The sequence below is a fragment of the Cupriavidus sp. genome (assembly GCF_057315035.1).
Map to the genome: position 1 here is coordinate 24,487 of NZ_DBHKYV010000050.1, position 17,336 is coordinate 41,822.

12 protein-coding genes are annotated in these 17,336 nt (G+C 65.2%); 10 read left to right on the plus strand and 2 right to left on the minus strand.

What is annotated here, in order from left to right:
- Positions 1 to 4: 4 nt before the first annotated feature.
- The 4 genes from ACO550_RS35045 to ACO550_RS35060 all read left to right on the plus strand — a co-directional run bounded on the left by ACO550_RS35045 (position 5) and on the right by ACO550_RS35060 (position 5,675).
- Complete coding sequence (locus ACO550_RS35045; RefSeq protein WP_315597742.1) at positions 5 to 985, plus strand: amino acid--[acyl-carrier-protein] ligase; 981 nt, start codon at positions 5 to 7, stop codon at positions 983 to 985.
- Entirely contained in the window at positions 986 to 1,972 is a 987-nt protein-coding gene (locus ACO550_RS35050; protein ID WP_315597741.1) for a DUF1839 family protein, read from the plus strand.
- Positions 1,969 to 4,557, plus strand: coding sequence for a glycoside hydrolase family 2 protein (locus tag ACO550_RS35055; protein ID WP_315597740.1), 2,589 nt, complete (start codon positions 1,969 to 1,971; stop codon positions 4,555 to 4,557). Before ACO550_RS35050 ends, ACO550_RS35055 begins: the two co-directional genes overlap by 4 nt.
- Before the next feature lie 389 nt (positions 4,558 to 4,946).
- Positions 4,947 to 5,675, plus strand: a complete 729-nt coding sequence (locus ACO550_RS35060) for a helix-turn-helix domain-containing protein (protein ID WP_315597739.1) — start codon at positions 4,947 to 4,949, stop codon at positions 5,673 to 5,675.
- A gap of 48 nt (positions 5,676 to 5,723) precedes the next feature.
- Here the strand turns inward: ACO550_RS35060 and ACO550_RS35065 are convergent, their stop codons facing one another.
- Positions 5,724 to 6,764 carry a DUF1839 family protein gene (locus ACO550_RS35065; RefSeq protein ID WP_315597738.1) on the minus strand — a complete coding sequence of 347 codons (1,041 nt, stop codon included), beginning with the start codon at positions 6,762 to 6,764 and terminating at the stop codon, positions 5,724 to 5,726.
- A 398-nt stretch (positions 6,765 to 7,162) separates the two neighbouring features.
- Between ACO550_RS35065 and ACO550_RS35070 the strand changes: the two genes are divergently transcribed.
- The 3 genes from ACO550_RS35070 to ACO550_RS35080 all read left to right on the plus strand — a co-directional run bounded on the left by ACO550_RS35070 (position 7,163) and on the right by ACO550_RS35080 (position 13,111).
- The gene (locus ACO550_RS35070; RefSeq protein ID WP_315597752.1) at positions 7,163 to 8,638 is read left to right on the plus strand and encodes a mannose-1-phosphate guanylyltransferase/mannose-6-phosphate isomerase; all 1,476 of its coding nucleotides are present in this window, start codon (positions 7,163 to 7,165) and stop codon (positions 8,636 to 8,638) included.
- Positions 8,639 to 8,722: 84 nt separating this feature from the next.
- Positions 8,723 to 11,092, plus strand: coding sequence for a polysaccharide biosynthesis tyrosine autokinase (locus ACO550_RS35075; RefSeq protein ID WP_315597751.1), 2,370 nt, complete (start codon positions 8,723 to 8,725; stop codon positions 11,090 to 11,092).
- 183 nt (positions 11,093 to 11,275) lie between these two features.
- Positions 11,276 to 13,111 carry a serine aminopeptidase domain-containing protein gene (locus tag ACO550_RS35080; RefSeq protein WP_315597737.1) on the plus strand — a complete coding sequence of 612 codons (1,836 nt, stop codon included), beginning with the start codon at positions 11,276 to 11,278 and terminating at the stop codon, positions 13,109 to 13,111.
- Between the two features lie 21 nt (positions 13,112 to 13,132).
- Here ACO550_RS35080 and ACO550_RS35085 read toward each other — a convergent pair whose 3' ends face one another.
- Entirely contained in the window at positions 13,133 to 14,041 is a 909-nt protein-coding gene (locus ACO550_RS35085) for a glycosyltransferase family 2 protein (RefSeq protein ID WP_315597736.1), read from the minus strand.
- 256 nt (positions 14,042 to 14,297) lie between these two features.
- Between ACO550_RS35085 and ACO550_RS35090 the strand changes: the two genes are divergently transcribed.
- The 3 genes from ACO550_RS35090 to ACO550_RS35100 are packed head-to-tail and all read left to right on the plus strand — an operon-like array spanning position 14,298 to position 17,295.
- A complete protein-coding gene (locus ACO550_RS35090) occupies positions 14,298 to 14,888 on the plus strand; it encodes an SCO family protein (protein WP_315597735.1) in 591 nt (196 codons plus the stop codon).
- A gap of 35 nt (positions 14,889 to 14,923) precedes the next feature.
- Entirely contained in the window at positions 14,924 to 16,867 is a 1,944-nt protein-coding gene (locus ACO550_RS35095) for an RICIN domain-containing protein (RefSeq protein WP_315597734.1), read from the plus strand.
- Positions 16,867 to 17,295: a hypothetical protein gene (locus ACO550_RS35100; protein WP_315597733.1), complete on the plus strand. Its 429-nt coding sequence runs from the start codon at positions 16,867 to 16,869 to the stop codon at positions 17,293 to 17,295. Before ACO550_RS35095 ends, ACO550_RS35100 begins: the two co-directional genes overlap by 1 nt.
- The last annotated feature ends 41 nt before the right edge of the window (positions 17,296 to 17,336 follow it).

Below are 17,336 nucleotides of genomic sequence, written 5' to 3' on the forward strand. Positions count from 1 at the left end.
CCCCATGAATACCTATGCCTTGAAGGAAAGCGTGCGGGGTGACGGCGGCGGAGCAGCAGATGCCGACGCCAGGGGTTTGCCGGAGCCGTCGTATCTGGAGCAGTTGCTGGCCGCCGGCCTGCTGATAGAAACCGGCGTCAAGGGGCTGTATGGCCGTAGTGCCGTGTTCGAAGGCATTGCAGATGGTCTCAATCTGGCGATCACCCGGATCGGTGCGGACCAGCAGGCCGAAGTCCTGCGCTTTCCGCCCGCGATGGGACAACACGATTTCGAGACCAGCGAGTACCTGAAAAGCTTTCCGCAACTGGCCGGCACGATCCATAGCTTCTGCGGCGACGATCGCGGGCACCGCCGGCTGCTGGCGCGGCTCGAGGACAAGGAAGACTGGACCGACCAGCAGCAGCCTACGGGCGTGGTGCTGACGCCGGCCGCCTGCTACCCGATCTACCCGGTGGTGGCCAGGCGTGGCCCGTTGCCCGAAGGCGGCAAGGTGGTTGACGTGCTGTCGTACTGCTACCGGCACGAGCCATCGCTGGAGCCCACGCGGATGCAGTTGTTCCGCCAGCGCGAATACGTATGCCTGGGAACGCCCGCGCGCATCGTAGCCTTCCGCCAGCTGTGGATGGAACGCGGCCAGGCCCTGGCCAGCGCCTTGCAACTGCCGGTGGAGGTCGAGGTGGCCAACGATCCGTTCTTCGGACGCGGCGGCAAGATCGTGGCCGACAGCCAGCGCGAGCAGAAGCTGAAGTTCGAGCTGCTGGTGCCGGTCAACGACGGCGCGCCGCCCACGGCGTGCATGAGTTTCAACTATCACATGGACCACTTCGGTGCGCTGTGGCGAATCGGCCTGGCCGATGGCGGCGTCGCGCATACGGGATGCGTGGGATTCGGTATCGAACGGCTGGTGCTGGCGCTGCTCAAGCACCATGGGCTGGACCCGGCAAAGTGGCCACAGCCGGTGCGCGAGACGCTGGGAGGCGTGTAAATGTTCGGTGACGGCAAGGCAGTTCGCACGCGCGGCGGCGCGCATGCGCTGCACGGTGGCAATCCCGTGTGGTCGCATGCCAACCGCCATATCGACCTGTGGGTCGAATTGCTTCATGGATGGGAATTCGAACCTATCGCCGCATTGCCTTTCACCGTAGCGCTCGATTTCGAAGGAGACCAGTTCACGTCGTCGAACATACCGTCGGCCGATCTGGAGCGCCTGTATGGCATTGTCAAAGACGAGCTGTCGACCTATGGCCGGCTGGAGGCGCATGTCGCCGCGCAAACCAATCGCGGCAATGCGGTGCTGCTCGAGGTCGACAACTATCAGCTGCCCCAGCCGGCCGGCGTCTATCGTCGGCAGCATGCACGCGCCTGCATTGCGATCGATGTGCTGGTGCCCGAGGCCACTGCGGTGGGCTACTACCACCACGACGGCTATCACACCGCCAGCGGCGACGACTACCTGGCGATCTTCCGCACGCCGGCCCATGAAACCATGTGGGGAGTGGCTACGTTTCCGCAGGCCGAGGTGGTGCGACGCCGGTTTTCGGCGCAGTCCGCCGACGGCTTGATGCGCACGTCGCTGGACCTGCTGCGCGAGCATCTGGCGCGGCGTCCGCGCGAGAATCCGATCCGGGCGTTCCGTGCCGCGTTTCCGGCGCACCTGGAACAACTGATGGCACGTGGCGAGCCCAATTTCCAGATCTATGCCGCCAGCGTGCTGCGCCAGCTTGGCGCCAACTTCGAACTGCTCGGCCGCTACGTGCGCTGGCTGGTCATGAACGGACAGGTACTGCCCGATTCGGTGGCCGAAGCGTGCTACACCATGGCGTCCGAGGCGATGGTGATGCAGTTCCGCCTGATGCGCGCCGTGATCAGCCATAAGTCCGATAGCTGCCAGGATTGCCTGGAGCAACTGGAGATGGCTTACCAGGGCACGGTGCCTGCACTGGCGGCTCATTTCGGGGAGACCGTCACATGACCGCACGCGATCCGGACCCGGTACTGTTGCCCATCCTGCGGCCTGGCATTGCCGTGGGCCCGTCGCGGCTCGAAGGCGACTGGACCTTCCTGGAGACGTTTGCCAATGCGGCCGCGCATCCGGGCGAGCTGTCCGAAACCGGACACTGGTTGCCCGCGACCGTGCCAGGCACGGTGGCCGGCGCGCTGCGTGCGGCCGGACGCTGGGACGAAACGCTACCGCCGCCGCTGCACCAGCACGACTACTGGTACCGGCTGCACTTCTCGGGCAGCGGGCGACGGGTGATGCGCTTCAATGGCCTGGCCACGATTGCCGAGGTCTGGCTCAATGGCGTGAATGTGCTGACCACGCGGCACATGTTTGCGGCGCATCAGGTGGAAGTGGAACTGGCCGGCGCGGACAATGTGCTGCACATCTGCTTTCGCGCGATGCATCCGTGGCTGCGCACGCAACGCGGGCCGGTGCGCTGGAAGCCGCGCATGATCCAGCCACCTTCGCTGCGCACGGTGCGCACCACGTTGCTCGGCCATATGCCGGGATGGTGCCCGCCCGTGCATGCGGTGGGTCCGTGGCGCGATATCGAATTGCTCGATCCTGCCGGCGCGGATCTCACGCATGGCGTGCGAGCCGAACTGTCGAGCCAGCTCGACCAAACGACCGGTGTGATTGCATTGCAGTTGCATTTCCCCGGGCCGGCACCCGCGCACGGCGCGTTCTCCGCGATCGGACCCGACCACGCGGTATGGCATGGCGAGCTGCGGCGCACCGATGCACATACGCTGACCGGTACCTTGCGCATCCGCGATGCGCAATGGTGGTGGCCGCATACGCACGGTACGCCGGCGCTGTATCACGTCGATGCCAGCGTGGGCGGCCAAGTGCTGGCCTGCGGCAAGGTTGGCTTTCGCACGATTACCGAAGATCGGGATGGCGAGCCGGGAGCATTCGGTTTGCGCGTCAATGGCGAACGCGTTTTCTGCCGTGGCGCCTGTGTATCGAGCCACGACCTGCCGGGACTGGCCGATTCGGACGAAGCGGTGGCGCGCTGGCTGCAACTGGCGCGCGATGCCGGCGCAAACATGGTGCGCGTCAGCGGCGTCACGTGCTATCCGGGCGAAGCGTTCTATCGGCAGTGCGATGCATTGGGGCTGATGGTCTGGCAGGACTTCATGTTTGCCAACTTCGACTACGGCAGCGATGGCAATGCCGGGTTGATGGATGACGCGCGGCATGAAGTCACGCAATGGCTGACCTCGACACGCGCCCATGCCAGCCTGGCCGTGCTGTGCGGCGGTAGCGAGGTGGAGCAGCAGGCCGCGATGATGGGCGCGCCGCGCGGCGCGTGGCGCCAGCCGCTGTTCGATACGCTGATTCCGGCGCTGGTGGCCGAACATCGTCCCGATGTGGTGTACGTGCGCAATTCGCCCAGTGAAGGCGCATGGCCGTTCCAGGCCGATACCGGTGTGTCGCACTACTACGGCGTGGGCGCCTACCAGCGGCCGCTCTCCGATGCGCGGCTGGCCAATGTCCGCTTTACGTCCGAGTGCCTGGCGTTCGCCAATGTGCCCTGTGCGCGCACGCTGGTGGAAGCAGGCCTGTCGCAGCCGCTGCATGATCCGCGCTGGAAGGCGCGCGTGCCGCGCGATGCCGGTGCCGCATGGGATTTCGAGGACATTCGCGACTTCTACCTGCGCGAGCTCTACGATGTGGACCCGCCACGGCTGCGCTATGAACGGCCGGCGCGCTACCTGACACTGTCGCGCGCCGTGGTGGCCGAGATCATGACCGATGTGTTCGGCGAATGGCGCCGCAGCGGCTCGACCTGCCAGGGTGGCCTGGTCTGGCAGCTACAGGATCTGTTGCCGGGCCCGGGCTGGGGCATCGTCGACGCGCGCGCACGACCAAAATCGGCGTGGCATGCGTTGCGGCAGGTATGGCAACCGGTGCAGGTCATCCTGACGGATGAGGGGTTGAACGGCCTGCATGTGCACCTGATCAATGAAACTGCCACACAGCGTACGGTGCGGCTCACGCTGCGCTGCCTGCGCGATGGCGAGGCCGTGGCCGCCGAGGCCGTGCAAACACTGACGCTGGCGCCGCGTGCGTCGCGCAGGCTCGCGGCGGCGGAACTACTCGATCACTTCTTCGACTTCACCTACGCCTACCGGTTTGGCCCGCCCGCGCATGACGTGGTGATGGCAACGCTGCACGATGCCGAAACCAACGAGGTAAATGGCTACATGAGTGGCTACATGAGTGGCGACATGAGCGGCGCGCCACTGAGCCAGTCGGTCTATCTGCACGACCGCCGTGCCGATGCCTTGCGCGACCCTGGACTGCGCGCCAGCGTGGCGTGCGAGGACGGGACATGGTGGCTCACCGTGAGCGCGCAGCGCTTTGCGCGCTGGGTTCATATCGACGACCACGCGTACCTGCCCGAGGCGGAATGGTTTCACCTGGGGCCGGGGCAGTCGCGCCGTATCCGACTGATGCACGATGCCTGCGGCAACGCCGCCACGGGTGCCATCCCTTCGGGCGAGGTATCGGCCCTGAACGCGCCTCAACCGGTTAGCTACGACGGCTGATCTCATCCTTCTCCACCCTGCCCGCCAGGCCAAGTCTGGCGCGGCAGGACACATATCCCTCCTCCGCCTGGCCGGTATGCGCACCGGTTGCAGGATCAGTACTCCTCCCCCGTTTTCCTACATCCAACCTACCGAAGCATGACTCCCTGACCTATCCGTCTGCCTAGTGTCAGTTCTGTGCGTCATGGCACTTAATACAGTCAACAACGAAAGCGCAAGGCGGAGTGAAAACGCTCCGGAAGATTTCACGGGTGGCAGCTCACGGCTGCCAGGCATTCGCCAGCAAACTAGCTGTAAAAAAGGGTGGAGCGGCGAAGTCGGGTCACATCTCGCAAGTATTGTCTTGCGGGTGCGTAACGATGTCGCTCCTGGGTCATACGGAGGAAGAAATGATCGCGCATCGCTCGGACCTGCATGTCAATCATCTGCTCAACGCACTGCCACGTCACGAATGGGACGCGCTGTCGCGGCACTTCGAACTTGTCCGCCTGCGTGCAGGGGAACTGCTGACCGACTCGGGCCAGCGCATCGTTCACGTGTACTTCCCTACGACCTCCGTCGTATCACTGCTTTCGCTGCTCGAAGATGGCGCCACCGTGGAGTTTGCGGCGGTCGGGAACGAAGGGCTGGTCGGCATTCCGGTGGTCACCGGTGGCGACACGATGCCGAGCCGCGTCGAAGTGCGCAGCCCTGGCTTTGCCTACCGCATTCCGGCGCGTGTGCTGCGTGGCGAGCTGGGTCAGCTTCCGGCGTTGCAGCGCGTGACGCTGCTGTACGTGCAGGCAGTTCTGACGCAGATTGCCCAGACGGCGGCCTGCAATCGTCATCACTCGCTGAACAAGCAATTGTGCCGCTGGCTGCTGCTGGCCATCGACCGCCTGAGCACCAACGAGCTCGTGATCACCCAGCAGGTCATCGCCAATATGCTTGGCGTGCGCCGCGAGGGCGTGACCGAGGCTGCCGGCAAGCTGGAGGACCTTGGCTTGATCCATCACAGCCGCGGTCATATCACCGTGCTGGATCGCTGCGGGCTCGAACAGCATTCATGCGAATGCTACAAGCTGGTCAAGCGTGAGTACGATCGCCTGCTGCCGGCGCTGGCTTGCAGTCTTGCCTGACGGTACGGGGCCGGCGTTGCAACGCCGGCCCGCACCTTAGCCGCCAGTTCAGCCGCCAGCGGGATCGGTGCGGCCGAACGACTGCTGCAAGCCTTCGACAACATGTGCGTAGGCCGCTTCCAGCGTATCGAGGCTTTCGGTGCAGGCGTCGGGCCGCCCCCGCGCCATGGCACGTGCCAGCCGGAACTGCAGCACCTTGCATTCGCTGGCAATCGAGGTGGTTGCCGCCAGTATCGATGCGGGAACGCGGTAGCCATGCGTGCCAAGCCATTGCAGGCAGTGTCCCAGCATTTCAAAGTTGGCGCCAAGCTGGCGCGGAAGATTGAATCCGTAGTGATGAAAATAACTGTCGCCGCGTGCCAGGATAGTATCGACCTGGCCATCGAACGCCTCGCGCCAGCGCGTGACCGGATTGTGATCCGGCCGGCGTCCGAGATGCCGGCGCATCTGCGCGGCCACGGCATTCGACAGGGCTCGTCCTTGCAGCGCCGGTCGCACGCGCTTCGCGTATTCCACGTAGGGAAACAGGATGTCCTGGTTGTCGCGCAGCGCCGGGTCCAGCCGCAGCAGTCCGCAGTAGTCGTCGGACTGGGCGGCGTGGTAGCCGAGCCCATGGTAATAGCCCAGCGTTTGGGCGACCGTGTCGATCCTGTCGATCGCCACCGTGGTTTTCACATGCGCGCGGCGATAGGCCGTGGCACGCGTGTCCGGAAGGTAGTAGCTGTCGACTTCGGCCAGCACGGCATGACCGCGTCCGACCTGCTCGGCGATGTGTGCTTCGAGCGTGTCATAGACGGCCATCTCCTGCACGACCGTGCCGTAGAGCTGTTCGATGTCGGCCTGCGGATACTTGAAGAAGGTGAAATGGTCGCCTTCGAAATCCTGCGCCACCGTAAAGGCCAATGCGGCGCGCGGGTCGAGTCCCCAGCCGTACAGCAGCTCGATCCACAGATCCATATAGCAGTTGGATTCCTGCCAGATCGCATCCGCGCCGTGCAGATCGCCGGGACGAGCGGGAGACGCTGCCTCGGGGGCAACGGCTGGGGTGTCTTGCGACACGTCGGGCAGGCTTGCGACTTCACGCTCCATATTGACTCTCCGCTGGGTTGGGACATTGACCATGTCCTGCGCGCTGGTGCGAGGTCGCGCGCGACCAGCCGTATTGAAGCGCTTCCGGCTAGTCGGCTCGGTACGCTGCCCAACAAACCGGGTGGGTCAGTGGCCGTTGGCATGTGGTCGGGAGCGTGTGCGGAATCGAACAGATTCAGGGCCATGCGGATTCCTACACTGGCTTCACGTCGCCCACCCGCCGGGCGTTGTCGCGCGTACCCGATTCTGCGTACCGCGCGCGACGCCGGCAGGGAACCGGGACCGGGCCGTGGCGCGGGCGTTCGCGCGACAAGCGGGCAGGAGGAGAGATGAGAGTTGGGAATCGGGAGAATATCCCTGCGGCCGTCACGGTACAGGCGCTCGTCGACGAACCGGTGATGGCAACCGCGGCGCGGCTGGCAATCCAGCCGGTCATCCTGGCTGGCGGCGCAGGAACGCGTCTCTGGCCGCTGTCGCGCGAGCAATACCCCAAGCAGTTGCTCAACCTGGTGGCTGGCGACACGTTGCTTGAAGCCACGGCGGCGCGCCTGCAGGGCGTGGCGACCGGCGCGGGCCGCACAGCGGACGAGGACGCGGTGCCTATCGTGGTCTGCGGCGAAGAACACCGCTTCATGGTGGCGGACATGCTCAAGCGCAAGGGCCGCCGCGCACGCATCGTTTCGGAACCTTGCGGCCGCAACACCGCGCCCGCACTGACGATTGCCGCGATGCATGCGGTGTCCGGGCAAGCAACGGATGCCGTGCTGGTAGTCACGCCTGCCGACCATAGCGTGCTGGATGCCGACGCGTTCCGCAAGGCGATGGCCCTGGCCGTGGTGCATGCCGAGGCCGGCGCCATTGTCACGCTCGGCGCACGCCCCACCTCACCTGAAACGGGCTTCGGCTATATCCGCGCGACCGTGCAGGAGGAGCCGGGAGGCCTGGTGATCGAGAAGTTCGTTGAGAAGCCCCATCTGGAACTGGCGCAACACTACGTTGATTCGGGCGAGTACTGGTGGAACTGCGGTGTTTTCGTGGTGCGGGCTTCGGTCTGGCTCAATGCCGTGGCGGAGCTTCAGCCCGACATGTACCGGCAATGCCGTGCGGCCTATGACGCGGGCGAAGGTGCCGGACAGGGCGATGCGCTGCGGATCGGGCGCGAGGCATTCGATGCCTGCCCGTCAGACTCGATCGACTACGCAGTCATGGAGAAGCTCGACGCATTGCCGGGCATGCGCGGCATGCTGGTGCCGCTCGATGCGGGATGGTCCGATGTGGGCTCATGGCTGGCGATCTGGGACATTGCCCCGAAGGATGCCGCCGGCAATGCGGGACGCGGCCGGGTGCTGTTCGACGGCGCCACCTCATGCCTGGCACATTCGGAGGGCCGCCTGATCGCGTGCGTTGGCGTGCAGGACGTGGTGGTGGTGGAAACCGCCGACGCCGTGCTGGTCGTCGACAAGGCACATGTGCAGGATGTGAAGAACGTGGTGCAACGTCTGCGCACCGAGCACGGCGCGGAGATCGTCAATCATCGCAAGGTGCAGCGGCCCTGGGGTTGCTACGACTCGATCGATCATGGCGAGCGCTTCCAGGTCAAGCGGATCGTGGTGGAACCTGGCGCGAGCCTGTCGCTGCAGATGCACTACCACCGCGCGGAACACTGGGTGGTGGTACGTGGCACGGCGCGCGTGACCTGCGGCGACACGGTCAGCATCCTGTCGGAAAACCAGTCGACGTACATCCCGCTCGGTACGCTGCATCGGCTCGAGAATCCAGGCAAGACGCCGCTGGAGATCATCGAGGTGCAGTCCGGCACGTACCTGGGCGAGGACGACATCGTGAGGTTCGAGGATAACTACGGACGCAAATAGGGTGGCATCGCCCATTTGGTCCGGATCTTCCGGATCGCGGGGCGATGCATCTGTGGTGGCTACGGGGAGAGTTACGTGAGCACTATGTCATCTGCCGGCACCATGCCGGCGCCGGAAGCGACAACACGCAAGGGTCATGGCGACGTGCGCGCATGGGTGGACCACGCGGGCCTGATCGTGGCCGCGGGTCTGGTCGGTGCCGCGATCGCGGGCGCGATGGCTTTCTCCCGGCCCAATATCTACCAGGCCCATACGCTGGTGCAGTTACAGCCGGATGGGGTAATCGACCGCAATAGCAATGGCAATGCCCAGCGCGCACCGGCCTTCGATGCCGGCATGCTGCGCAGCCGCGCGGTGGTAGGACCCGTGGTACAGCGCCTCGGGCTGGATATCGTCGTCGAACCGGTGCGCGCGCCGCTGCTGGGCAGCCTGGCGGCGCATATGGCCGAGCCCGGCAAGCCGTCGTCGCCGTGGCTTGGTTATGCATGGGGCGGCGAGCAGATGGAAGTCCGCACGCTGAACGTACCGAACCGGCTGATCAACGTGCCGCTGATGCTGGAAGTACTGCCATCGCAGACCTACCGGCTGTGGTCCGGCGATACACCGTTGCTCGAGGGCAATGTTGGCGAGCGTGTGGAAGCCAAGGGCGTGACCTTCCAGGTTGCGCGGATCGATGCCAATCCCGGCACGCGCTTCCACGTAACCCGTATGGAGACCGCGCAGACGATCGACACGGTTGCCAGCCAGTTGCGTATCGACAGCGATGGCGCCGATTCGCGCACCGTGCGCGTGACGTGGGACAACACCGACCGCACGGTGGTGGCGCCGCTGATCAACGGCATCACCGATGCCTATATTCGCGGCCTGGCCGAGCAACGCCAGGATGAAGTGGCTTCCACGCTGGCCTACCTGAATGGCGAACTGCCGCGTGCAAAGGCCGAGCTCGAACGCGCGGAGGCGGCGCTGACCAAGTATCGGTCGCGCGCAGGCTCGATGCAGCCAAGCCAGGATGCGCAGACCTACCTGAACGGCAGTATCGACTACCAGCGCCAGATTGCGCAGCTCAAGCTCGAGCGTACCAAGCTGTTGCAACGCTTCACCGAAGAGTCGAACGAAGTCCGCACGGTAGACAACCAGATCCAGCAGATGATGCGTGAGCGTCGCGACATGGATTCGCGCCTGCAGACGCTCTCGGTGTCCGAGCGTGAATCGGTTGCGCTGACCCGCGACGTCAAGGTTGCGGAAGACATGTACATGACGCTGCGCAACAAGGTTGACGGCGTGACGATGGCGCAGCTCGAATACACGCGGCGGTTGCGCGTGGTGGATGCCGCGCTGATGCCCGTGGCTCCGGTCGGCATGGGGGCCGGCCCGCTGACCGGCGTGGGCGCCCTGCTTGGCGTATGCCTGGCCATGGGGCTCGTGTCGGTGCGCCAGCGCGTGCGGCCCAGCGTGGCAACCTCCAACGATGCGGAGGCCAACCTCGGACTCACCATGCTTGGCGATGTGGCGTACAGCCGCGAGCAGGTGGAACTGGAACGCCTGCTCTCATCGCGCGCGCATGCCGCCGAGTCGGAAGCGGTGGCTCATGCGTTGGCCCGTCTGGAGCGCCCGCAGCCCGGGCGAGACCTGGCCGATGTGTCGCTGCTCGAGGACGATGGTGCCGAGCGGTTGTTGCGCCTGGGTTTGCATGACCAGTTCCTGCTCGCGCGCAATGCGCCGAACTCGATGGCGGTGGAAGGCTTGCGCAGTGTGCGCGCGGCGATGCATCTTGCGCTGCGTCGCGCAAGCGAGGGTACGCCTGGGCACGACAATGTGATTGCGGTGACCAGCCCCACGGCTGGCGCGGGCAAGACGTTTGCATCGGTCAACCTGGCGGTGCTGTTTGCCGAGGCCGGCCAGCGCGTGCTGCTGATCGACGCGGACCTGCGGCGTGGCCGCGTGGCGAACTGGTTCGACCAGCCGGCAGGCCCGGGCCTGGCCGAAGTGCTGGCGGGACGCACCTCGCTGCCGGAAGCCGTGAGGCTGACCGTGGTCAACCGGCTCTCGGTACTGCCGGCCGGCGTGCCGCCCGCCAATCCGTCTGAGCTGCTGATGCATCCGGTGTTTGCCGAATGCCTGAAAGCCTGTGGCGAACGCTTCGACCTGGTGCTGGTGGATACCTCGCCGGTGCTGGCGGTAGCCGATGCCACGCTGGTGGCCAATGTGGTGGGATCCACGCTGCTGGTGTTGCGTGCGGAGAGCACGCTGCCGTCGCAGGCCGAGGAGACCCTGAAACGCCTGGCACGGGCCGACGCCCGCCTGCTTGGCGGTGTGCTCAATGGCGTGACGGCAAAGCGCAGCAATCGTGCCGATTTCACGTCGATGAATCCGTACCTCGGTATGCCGCAGGCCGCGGCACCCGAGGTCAAACAGATCGGCCATACGGCCGGCGTGGGAGAGAAAACGGGCTGATGACTGCCCACGGTGACGGTCTATCCGCGTGCGATGCACGTGGACACCGGATAGTGCCTCCCAGCATCAGGAGTACAAATGAGGCGGGTCACGTTTGAAGGCTGTGCAGGTTGGCTGCACGCTGCCACGGGGAATCTGGAAAACACGGGTGTAGTACTTTGCGCGCCGCAGGGGCATGAGGCGATGTGGTCCCACCGCGCGTGGCGGCATCTGGCCGATGACCTTGCCGCCGCAGGCGTGCCGGTGCTGCGTTTCGACTTTCGGGGCACCGGCGATTCGGCCGATCCGGACCTTTCCAACGGCGGACCGAACCCGCTTGGTATTGCCCAGGCAGACATCGAGGCCGCTTGCCACCTATTGCGCACCGAAGCGCACGTCGACCACGTGGTGCTGTGCGGCCTGCGACTCGGAGCTTCGCTGGCGGCACTGGCTGCCGCGCGCGTGCCGTATGTCAGCGGTGTGGTCATGCTTGCGCCCGTGGTCGAGGGCCGCCTGTATCTCAGGGAAATGCGCGCGCTGCACGCGGGCTGGCGCAATAGCGCGATTCCCGAACTCGACGTGCCGGCGCCACCTGCCGGTGACCAGGATGTGCTCAGCTTTCGCATGCCGGCGGCAACCGTCGTGGCTATCCAGGCCATGCGGCTCGATACGCCCGTGCCCGCGCCACGCGTACTGTTGCTCGACGCGTGGCCCGATCCGGCTTCGCCCGTAGCGGAACTGGCGCGCAAGACCGGCGAGGCCGGTGCCGAAGTCGATGTGGATGCGTTTGCCGAATATCCGGAGATGATGCGTTCGGCCGAGTTTGCCGACGTACCCGCACGCGCCTGGCTGCGCGTAATCGACTGGGTGAAAGCGGGTGCCGCTGGCCAGTCACGGAAATCGGCACGAAATTCGGCGCAGGCGGCCGTCGCGCCCGAGCCTGCCGGCGACCTGCTGGCCGGCAAAGGCATGCATGGCATCGTCGAGCAACCGGTATGGATCGACGGTGCGCGGCTGTTCGGCGTCTTGTGCATGCCGGCAGCCTGCGGTGTGCGCGAACGGCGTACGAATACGGCGGTGATCTTTCCGAACACCGGCGGCAACCATCACGTCGGAGACGGGCGGCTCTTCGTTGATGTATCGCGGCGGCTGGCGCGGCGGGGCATTGCCTCGTTGCGCCTCGACGTATCGGCGATCGGCGACAGTCCTGGTGCAGCGCGCACCATGAACCTGCAGTCGATCTATGCCAGGACGCCACAGCGTGACGTGAGTAGCGCCGTGGACTGGATCAAGATGCGCGGCTTCCGATACATCGTGCTGGCTGGCATCTGCTCCGGTGCGTTCCTGAGCCTGCACGCCGCGTTGGAGAATGCCGAGGTAACTGGACTGATGCTGGTCAACCTGGTGAAGTTTCGCTGGGACGCGACCGACGATGCCGCGGCGACCGATCATCTGCGTTCGGCACGTGTCTATCTGGCCGCCGCCTGCAAGTGGGAGAACTGGCGGCGCTTGCTGCGCGGAGAGCTTGGCGCGCGCCGCCTGTTGACGGCAATGGTTCGCAGGGTGCGGCAGCGCCTGCGCGAGCGTGCCGAGGTTGCCGGAGCACCAGGGATAACCGATGACACGCGGCAGACGGTGCCGGACTTTGCGAGCGGTGCTGTCCGTGAACTGGACCGGCGCGGTGTGCGGACCATGTTCCTGTACGGCGCGAGCGACGTCGGACTGCACGAGGCGCGACTGGGCCTTGGCAAGCGGCTGGAAGCCATCGAGGGGCTACGTAACATCGAACTGCGCACCGTGCCGCTGCTTGATCACTCCCTGTTCCTGACCGCCAGCCGGGCAACCTTTGCGGACCAGTTGTTCACCCATCTCGGGCGGATGTCCGGGGCAGCGACATCATTTACGGCGGTGGCACCGCGCGCGACACCGGCATTGTCACCCGTGCGGCCGGCGCGCAGGCCTGCTCATGGGGTGGCCGCCGGCGACGCGTCCGATGGCAAGCCGGCGCGGAGCAAGCCGCGCCGTGAACGCACAAGCTGAAGCGGCTCCGGAGCGATTGCCTCAGAGCTCCGCGCCGCGCTCAGGCTGACAGCGCCCGGCCAGCAACTCGCGCATGCCAAGCAGGTTGCCGGCCAGTCGGCCGCGGCGGTCGATATGCGGCTCCGGGAAGAACGATTTCGCGCCGTTCGCCAGAAATGCCTTGGCGGTATTGCTGCAGGCCTCGCGCGCGGACAGCGCGCCCTTGCCGTACAGGTACCACGCATTGACGATCTGCGAAAAGCCAAAGCGCTTGCCCGAGGTACGTCCACCCGAGCGCAAGCCCAGGTGTACGCCGCGCGCGCCCTGCACATTGAACATCGGGCCCCGGCGGGCCATGGCGCGTGAGAAGTCCATGTCCTCGAGCCAGCCGTACAGCACCAGTCGTTCGTCGAAGCGCAGGTCACCAATTGCGCTGACACGGTAGGCCATGTTGCAGCCATAGAGCTTTTCCACTGGCACCAGTCCGGTGGACTTGGGGTGGGCGGCGTCGTCCGCGAGCAGCTCGGCGGCCTCATCCCAGTCGATGGCATCGCCGATGACGCCGTCCTGCACCAGGCCGCCGGTGATTCCCACCGCAAGTGGCCGCGCCGCGAATGCATCGGCGCAGCGTGCGAGCCATTCCGGCGCCGGCACGAAATCGTCGTCGAAGAAGACTACGATGTCCGATGTCGGCATCACGCGTTCCATTCCGCGATTGCGTTGGGCAGGCAATCCGGCCGGGCCGAACACGTACTCGATGGGCAGGGTCGATTCGACCATTGGCTCCACATCGAGTCGCGTGTTGGCTGACACCACCACAATCGTTGGCTGGAGTGTCTGTGATTCCAGCAGACGCAGCACGCGCGTAAGCGCTTGCGGGCGACCTTTGGTGGCAATGACTACGGCAATGCGGCACGCCTTGGGCGCACCTTGCAGGTGTTGTGGAATCACACGGCCTCCCCTCTTTGTTATGACGGACCGGTTGCGTTGAGTCCGAGTGTAAGGAATACACGCGACCGGCTCCGTGTGTTTGCCCACGCTGTGCAGCACAGCATTCACTACGCCTGGCAACGCGCTGTCATGCGGCTTTTGCTGCGTGCGCTTTCGCACGGATTCCGCACGCGCGCGCTCGCAAGATGGCGTGGATAGCCTGGCACCGGTGCCAAGCGCTCTTCCTCACCACCTTTCGATGCCCGGGAGCGTAGCAATGACCTGGACCCGTCGCGCGTGCCTGCGCACTCTTTCCGCCAGCGCGCTCGCATTTGCCTCTCGCGGTGTGCTGGCGCATGTCAGTGCAGGGCGGGTAGACCCATTGGTCCCGGCGCCTGACGCGTGGGTAGTGGATCCGTCCGGCCAGCGGTACCGGCTCAACGCAATGTTGAAAGGCAAGGTGACCGCGCTGCAGACGATGTTCACTGGCTGCAGTTCGGTCTGCCCGCTGCAGGGTGCAATGTTCGGCGCAGTGCAGGAAGGCATGGCGCGCAAGGGTGGCCACTATCCGATGCAATTGCTGTCGCTGAGCATCGATCCGCTCGGCGATTCGCCGCAGGCAATGCAGGCGTGGCTGCAACGCATGGGTGCAGGCAAAGCCTGGCGTGGCGTGATTCCTACCGGCGATGTCATGGCGCTCAGGTCCACACTGGCTGGCCGTCCACCATCGGAAGATCTCGACCGCCATGCCACACAAGTCTACTTTTTTAACGCGTCAGCACAGCTGTGCTGGCGCAGCCAGGCGTTACCGCAACCCGAAGAGGTGCTGGATGCCATGGCATACCTGGCGAAGGCTGGAAGCCTGTAACCACAACCAGAAAAATCTGCTGCAGGGGATGCATCATGAATATTTCGTTGGGATTGGGTTCGGCGAACTCGCTGAGAACCTGGGTCAGGTGCGCAGCCACGTGCCTGCTGATGATCTGGCTATGGGCTGTGCCGGCGTCCGCGCAGGCGCAGACCCGGACCGAGGTCAAACTGAGCGGTACCAACTTCTGCCTCGACATTAGCGGGGCCGTGGTCGACAACGATGCACCGGCCATTATCTGGACCTGCCACGGCGACCTGAACCAGAAGTGGGACCTGACGCTGTTCGGTAACCAGTACCAGATGGCTGCCGCACACAGCGGCAAGTGCCTCGATATCCAGTACGCCAGCACTGCCGTGGGCGCACCGGCACTGCAATGGCAATGCAGCGGCACCTCGAACCAGCGTTTTGCGCTGCGCGCGCAGAATGGCGGCTATGCAATCGTGGCGGGACACAGCGGGTTATGCCTGGCGCCGACCGCTTCCGTGGAAGGACGCGCGGTGGTGCAGAACACCTGCAATGGCAGCGCGGCACAGACGTGGAACATCACGGTGGCGCAGGTCACGGTATTGCCGTCGAAGTGGGCCGCACCCAAGGCCTTGACGGTGATTCCGGTGGCGGCTGCCAACCTGCCGGATGGTCGCGTGCTGGTATGGTCCTCGTACGAACGCAATAACTTCGGCGGCGATGGTGGCAGGACCTACACGGCGTTGTTCAATCCCACGACTGGTGCTTCCACCGAAAAGCTCGTGACCAATACCGGCCACGACATGTTCTGCCCGGGTACTGCCAACCTGCCAGACGGGCGCATCCTGGTCAACGGCGGCAGCAGCACCACCAAGACCAGTATCTACACGCCTTCCACCAATGCATGGACCTCGGCTGCGGCCATGGTGAAGGGACGTGGCTATCAGGGAGCCGTGACGCTCAGCGACGGCGGGGTATTCACCGTAGGTGGATCGTGGAGCGGGGACATCGGCGACAAGGACGGCGAGACCTGGCATTCGGCCACGGGCTGGAAGCTCAACAGCGCGGTATGGGATGACTATTTCCTGACCGGCGATACGGCAGGCATCTATCGGTCAGACAACCATACGTGGCTGTTCTCCGTGGCCAACGGTCGCGTGTTCCATGCCGGCCCGAGCAAGCAGATGAACTGGGTGGACACCGCCGGCAACGGTAGCGTGACTTCGGCCGGTTTGCGCGCGGCGGATGGCGATTCGATGAACGGCAATGCCGTGATGTATGACATCGGCAGGATCCTTACGCTCGGTGGCGCACCCGATTACGAAAATGCTGCCGCAACCAGCAACGCGCACGTGATCGATATCCGCACCGGCACGGCCACCGTGCGCAAGGTGGCATCGATGGCATATGCACGTGCATTCCACAACAGCGTGGTGCTGCCCAATGGCCAGGTAGTGGTGATTGGCGGACAGGCCTGGCCGGTGACGTTCAGCGACGACGGCGCCGTGCTGACCGCGGAACTCTGGGATCCGACCACCGAGAAGTTCGCGTCGCTGGCCCCCATGGTGACGCCGCGCACCTATCACAGCGTGGCGCTGCTGCTGCCTGATGGTCGCGTGATGAGTGGTGGCGGCGGCCTGTGCGGCGCCTGCGCGACCAACCATTCCAATGTGGAGATCCTGACGCCGCCGTACCTGCTCAATGCAGACGGCACGGCTGCTACGCGTCCGTCGATTACCTCGGCGCCGGCCGATGCCTATCTTGGCACCACCATCTCGGTCAATGCCACGGCCAACATGAAGACGTTCGCGCTGGTACGCATGTCGTCGGTGACCCATTCGGTCAACAATGAGCAGCGTCGCGTGCCGCTGACGTTCACGCTGGGTACGGCGGGCGAATACAAGCTGCAGATCCCGTCCGATCCGGGTGTGGCGGTGCCGGGCTACTACATGCTGTTCGCGATGAATGCCGCAGGCGTGCCCAGCACGGCGGCCGTGGTGCGCGTCCGTTGATGCGGGCGCCCATCGTCCTGGCGGCCCTGCCGGCCGCCAGTCTTGCCGCACCGGCGCAGGCCCAGGCGACCACGCAGGACGTGGTCGCCCGGGGCCGCGCCCTGTTCCTCGGCCAGGCTACGACCGAGGCACCCGTGCACCTGCGCGGCGAAACCCGCGCGCTGCCCGCCTCGGCGGTACGTTGTATCAATTGCCACGTGGCCCCCAAAGGCGCCGAGCCGTTGGGACCACGCCTGACCGCCGACACGCTGCTGACCATGGCATCGCGCAGAGGCGGTCCGGCCTCGGCCTACGACCGCGACAGCTTCTGCCGCGTGCTGGGCAACAGCGTCGATAACACTGGCGTGGTGCTGGCCAAGGCAATGCCTCAATACCAGTTGTCCGATCCAGAGTGCACCGCACTCTGGTCTTACCTGCTGACGCAATAGCGACATGGCGCGCGAGCACGAGCATCGCGCAGAATGGGACC